This is a genomic window from Streptomyces sp. URMC 123 (assembly GCF_051386515.1).
Lineage (GTDB): Bacteria > Actinomycetota > Actinomycetes > Streptomycetales > Streptomycetaceae > Streptomyces.
The window spans coordinates 1-5,004 of sequence record NZ_JBPQTV010000409.1; the positions used below are offsets into that span (position 1 = coordinate 1).

Genomic DNA, 5,004 nt, shown 5'->3' on the forward strand with positions numbered 1-5,004 from the left:
GGCCGGGGCGAGCCGGCCGAGGGGCTCGGGGAGCCGGCCCCCGGCGACGGCCCGGCCTTCTCCGGCCCGCCCGGCTCGGCGGGCTTCCCGGCGCCCCCGCCACGGGCGCCCGTCTCCTTCCCGGCGCCGGCGCTCCCCGCGGACGCGGACGCCGAGGGCGACGGGGAGGGCGTCCCCGGCGGCGAGGCCGGGGGCGAGGGGGACGTCGAAGGCGAGGCCGACGGGTCCGGTTCCTTCGGCTCGTCGGAGCGGGCCACACAGGGGCCGGGGGCGAACGGGGAGGTGATGGTGTCGTCCGCCTGGGCCGGCCGCGGGGTCAGCCCCATGCCGATGAGGACGGCGGTGGGCATCGCGGCCAGCGCCATCGCCTTGCCGGCCGGGATCTGAAGCCTCGTCAGCAGCGACGTACGGGGGGCGGCGTGCCGCGGGCCGGCGCCCTGCCGGACCGCGGGAGGGGCGGCCGGGGAAGCGGTGGCCGCCTCGCGGGCCGGCTCATGGCCCGTTCCGGACGCCGCGCCGGGGGCGGCTCCCGGCCGCTCACCCCGCACGGTGCCGCCCTCCGTTCGCGTTCGCGTCGGCCTCGGTCCCGGCCCCGGTTCCGGGGACGGCGGCGGCCTCCGGCTCCCCGGCCTGCGGTCCTACGGGTTCGGCGTCCGGTGCTACGGAACCCCGCGCGCCGTCCGTTCCCTCGGTCACCGCCCCTTCGGTCACCGCGCCGTCCGGGTCCCCGGCCCGTTCCGTCGGCACCGCGCCGGGCCCCCAGGAGACCGAGAGCGCGCCACCGAGGAGGGCCAGCAGAAAGCCGATGACGAAGCCGCCGAAGTTGGCGACCGGAATGGAGACGAGGGCCAGCACGATCGCGGCCACGCCCGCGAAGACGCGGACGAGGGAGTGGAACCACATCGTCAGCCCGAGGGTCACCAGCAGCACGCCGATGATCAGCGATCCCGCTCCCGCGGTGGTGGCCATCCGGAGGCTGAGCTGACCGATGGTGAGATTGGCATAGGGGAAGTAGGCGATCGGCACCCCGCCGAGCATGGTCAGCAGGCCCGCCCAGAACGGGCGACTGCCGCGCCAGGCGCGGAAGCGAAGCCGCCAGTATCGGATTCGATCACGCAGCCCTGGTGACTCGGTGCTCATGAACAACAGCTCCCTGGACTGGAGTGGTGCGACAGGCACGGCAACGCGAGGGGTTGCCGGAAGGGGGCGGGCGGGGGCGTTCACGCGCGATCCCCGCCCGCCGGTGTGACGGTGCGACGGCCGACGCGGGGTCAGCCCTCGTAGCACTCCTTGGTTCCGGAGAGCAGCCTCAGCTTGAGGTTGTTCAGCGTGAACGTTCCCGCACTGGTCGCCCACGCCTTCTGCTTGACGCCGGTCAGCACGGCGTGGTCCGCCTCCTGGGCGAAGCCGGCCGGGCTGGCGTGGTCGTCCTTGGCGATGCCCGGGCCCTTCTTGCTGGCCCCGGCCGCCACACCGATGTTGATGTCGTCGAAGGTGGCGTCGGCGTCGAGCTCCGCGACGTCGATGTAGAGATTCGTCGCCTCGACCGGCTTCGAGGTGCCCGCGTTGAGCTTGAGCGTGACCGTGCCGATGCCGGGGATGTTCGGTGTGACCACCGACTGGCACATCCCCTTGATCTCGGCCCGCTTGAACGCCGACACCGCGACGGGCACGTTCTGCTTGTCGACCCGGGTGTCATAGGCTCCGTACTGCATGAAGCCCCACCCCTCCAGGTGCTTGGCCTCCACCTTGAACTGCTGGCCGGAGACGCTGAACGACGCCGCCAGCGCACCCTGGGCGATAGCCACCCCGATCGCCGCGGCCGCCGTGACGCTCGGCACCATCACCACGGCGAACCGCTTCCATCTGGTCCCACCACGAGCCAGGGACTCCATGACATTCCTCCTTCTCGGACGTGCATCTCCGGCCCGGGCGGCCCGCGTGTCACGGACCGGCCGGGGCCGGGATGGGAGAAGTGCTCCGTCCTCGGGAAGGAGAGCGCCGTCGTGCGGGGCCTCTTGGGCCCACGACGGAGGGACCCGTCGGCGCCCCGCGAGCGCGACGGGCGGCCGGCACACCGGCGTTCACTCCCGAGCGACAACCACTGGCCGCGCGTCAGCGCAACCGCCGGACAGGCCCTGCCGTCGGCAGGGACCCCCCTGTCCACAGGCCGGTGCACAGGGCATCGGCCACTCGGTGGGGACCCATGGAGCCCGTCGCACCGGCCGGCTGCCGGGCTGCGGGAATGGACCGAGCGTCGCCGATCGTGGTCCATTCCAGGCCGGGGCACAAGAGGTTCATTACTAGCGAGTAACGGAGCAATGACGGAAGCGTGGCGGGTGCATCTCGGCCGGGCACGCTGCGTCGCCGTACCAGAGACGGAAACGGCGGAGGAAAGCGGGATTTCGGCGGACAGGAATCCGCGATTCATTTACTGCGAGTAACAGCGGCCGCGATGGCCAAGATTTGGCAAAGCGCGGCCGCTGTTCCGCATGGGGCCCCTGATGTGTCAACTCAGGGGCCCATGGGGTGATATGGACGGACGGGAGGGTCAGAACAGGACACGCGCGAGCGCGGTGCGCGCCGACACCACCCGCGGGTCCTCGGCCCCGACCACCTCGAAGAGCTCCAGCAGCCGGACGCGGGCGGCCTCCCGGTCGTCCCCGGCCGTGCGCCGGACCGTGTCGACCAGCCGCCCGAAGGCGTCCTCCACATGGCCGCCGACCAGGTCCAGGTCGGCCGCCTCGATCTGCGCGGTCACATCGCCGGGGTTGTCGGCGGCGGCCTTGCGGACCGCCTGCGGGTCCATCCCCTGCACCCGGCGCAGCAGTTGGGCCTGGGCCAGGCCCAGCTTGGCCTCCGGGTTGGCCGGGTCGTCCGCCAGCACGTTCTCGTACGCCCGCACCGCGCCGCCCAGGTCGCCCGAGTCCAGCGCGGCGCGCGCCGCGTCGAGGGCGTGGTCGTACGGGCCGGCCGGCCGCTCGGGGGCCTCGGCCGCGGTCTCGGCGCCCGGCTCCACCGGCGCGCCGACGATGCCGAAGCGCTGCTCGGCGGCGTCGATCAGCTGGTCGAGCACCTGGCGGATCTGGGTCTCGGGGGCCGCCCCCTGGAAGAGCGGCAGCGCCTGCCCGGCGACCACCGCGTACACGGCCGGAATCCCCTGGACCCCGAACTGCTGGGCGAGCATCTGGTTGGCGTCGACGTCGATCTTGGCGAGAACGAAGCGGCCGGCGTATTCCTCGGCGAGCTTCTCCAGCAGGGGGCCGAGCTGCTTGCACGGCCCGCACCACTCGGCCCAGAAGTCGATGACGACGGGCACCTCGGTGGAGCGCTGGAGGATCTCCCGCTCGAACCCCGCCTCGTCGACGTCGATCACCAGACGAGGGGCGGCGGCCGGGCCGCCCTGGGCGCCGCCGCCCTGCCGGGCCGCGGCGGCGCGGGCCTGCTCCGCCTTCTGCTTCGCTTCGCCGGCGGCCTTCACCGCGGCGAGGTCGACGACTCCGCTCATGGACATGTTCCGTGGCTGCATGGGTACATCCTCCCCCTTCCACGCGGTGCGGTGGTATTCCGCTGCGTGAGCGGGCGCTCGCGCGCCGCGGACCCGCCCCCGGGCGGCTCCGCCGCCCGGCCCTGACGCGCCCCGGACTCCCCCGCCGCGGCGCCCCGGAACGCGGCCGGTGCCCGGCCGAGTCGGAAAGCGAGGGGTCTGCCGTTGACGCCCGGGCCGCGCCCGCCCGGCGGCCCCGCCGGATCGCGGGGCCAAGGGGGCGGACACGGCCGCGGTGCCGAGCAAACCGTGGTCGGCGCTGGGTCCCCACCCGTGCGCCAGTGGTTGTCGCTCTTTCGCTACGACCCGTAGCGTAACTCCTGGCCCCGGGCCCCGACAGACCGCCTCGGCACGGCGGGCCGTGATGTGCCTCACGGGCGGCGCGTACCGCGCGGTATGGTCGCCCGCATGTGCCGCACCTCCACTCGCCCGGCCGGCCCCGGTGGCGGCGCCGGCACCGGGGGCGAACCGGTCCGCGCGGTCCGCGCGGGGCGCGGCAGCCGCACCGGTCGCCCGCGCAGCGCCGAGGCGGACCGGGCGATCCTCGCCGCCACCCGGGCCGCGCTGGTCGACCTCGGCTGGTCCAAGCTGACCATGGGCGACGTCGCCGCCCGCGCCGGCGTCGCCAAGACCACGCTCTACCGCCGGTGGGCGACCAAGAGCGAGCTCGTCGTGGACGCCGTGGCCGTCCTCTTCGACGAGCTCGAACTGCCCGACCGCGGCAGCCTGCGCGCCGACGTCGAGGGCGTCGTACGGCAGTTCGCCGACCTCCTCGAACGCCCCGAGGCCAAGACGGCCCTGATGGCGGTCGTCGCCGAGTCCACGCGGGACGAGGCGCTGCGGGGGCGGATTCGCTCCGCGATCGTGGACCGCCAGAAGCGGTTGGTTCTTCTCGGGCGGGAGCGGGCGCAGGCGCGCGGTGAGCTGCCGCCGGACGCGGCGGGGCCGTCGGGCGCGGCTGCGGCCGCGCGCAGCGCGGATCTGATCTTCGACGTGATCGCCGGGGCGGTGGTGCATCGGGCGCTCGTCAGTGGGGAGCGTGTGGACGCGACGTGGACCCGCGACTTCACGTCGCTCCTGCTCCACGGCCTGACGGCGGCGTGACTTCTTGCGCGACGTCCACGTTGTGGGTTGTCCGTGACGTGACCGTCGCCTGCGTTTGCCCGCGCCTTCGGTGCGGATCACCCCATTTCCCCGCCCCGAAGGGGCGGGGCTTTCCCCGGCTTCCGGCCTGGGTGCTTTCCCGCCCCTTCGAGGCGAAGCACCACCCCACCCCGGCCGAAGGCCGGGGGTCTTTCCCGCCCCGAAGGGGCGGGACTCGTTTCCCCGCGCCTTCGGCGCGGGGGTGGTGGGTTGCGGTCGTGCGCTCTGTTCGTGGGCGGGGTCGGTGCCGCACCGGGGTACCTCCTCGGCGGCGCACCGTGCGGGTTGTTTCTTCGGCTCCCCCTGGGAGCATG

Annotated in this window: 4 protein-coding genes and 1 pseudogene; 2 read left to right on the forward strand and 3 right to left on the reverse strand. The window is 74.1% G+C overall.

All coding sequences use genetic code 11. From position 1 onward, the window contains the following. Positions 1–387, forward strand: a pseudogene (locus ACSNOD_RS28305) (hypothetical protein); the annotation flags it as partial. Between the two features lie 150 nt (positions 388–537). Here the strand turns inward: ACSNOD_RS28305 and ACSNOD_RS28310 are convergent. The 3 genes from ACSNOD_RS28310 to ACSNOD_RS28320 form a co-directional block, all read right to left on the reverse strand. Next, positions 538–1,140: a DUF6114 domain-containing protein gene (locus tag ACSNOD_RS28310; RefSeq protein ID WP_436769917.1), complete on the reverse strand. Its 603-nt coding sequence runs from the start codon at positions 1,138–1,140 to the stop codon at positions 538–540. Positions 1,141–1,271: 131 nt separating this feature from the next. Beyond that, positions 1,272–1,895, reverse strand: a complete 624-nt coding sequence (locus ACSNOD_RS28315; protein WP_436769918.1) for a DUF6230 family protein — start codon at positions 1,893–1,895, stop codon at positions 1,272–1,274. Between the two features lie 656 nt (positions 1,896–2,551). Next, positions 2,552–3,529 carry a tetratricopeptide repeat protein gene (locus ACSNOD_RS28320; RefSeq protein ID WP_436769919.1) on the reverse strand — a complete coding sequence of 326 codons (978 nt, stop codon included), beginning with the start codon at positions 3,527–3,529 and terminating at the stop codon, positions 2,552–2,554. A 426-nt stretch (positions 3,530–3,955) separates the two neighbouring features. Between ACSNOD_RS28320 and ACSNOD_RS28325 the strand changes: the two genes are divergently transcribed. Next, entirely contained in the window at positions 3,956–4,651 is a 696-nt protein-coding gene (locus ACSNOD_RS28325; RefSeq protein WP_436769920.1) for a TetR/AcrR family transcriptional regulator, read from the forward strand. Positions 4,652–5,004 lie beyond the last annotated feature (353 nt).

Bases quoted from the DNA above. Each gene is read 5' to 3' on its own strand.
- ACSNOD_RS28310 (WP_436769917.1), bottom strand. From the start codon at position 1,140: ATGAGCACCGAGTCACCAGGGCTGCGTGATCGAATCCGATACTGGCGG.
- ACSNOD_RS28315 (WP_436769918.1), bottom strand. From the start codon at position 1,895: ATGGAGTCCCTGGCTCGTGGTGGGACCAGATGGAAGCGGTTCGCCGTG.
- ACSNOD_RS28320 (WP_436769919.1), bottom strand. From the start codon at position 3,529: ATGCAGCCACGGAACATGTCCATGAGCGGAGTCGTCGACCTCGCCGCG.
- ACSNOD_RS28325 (WP_436769920.1), top strand. From the start codon at position 3,956: ATGTGCCGCACCTCCACTCGCCCGGCCGGCCCCGGTGGCGGCGCCGGC.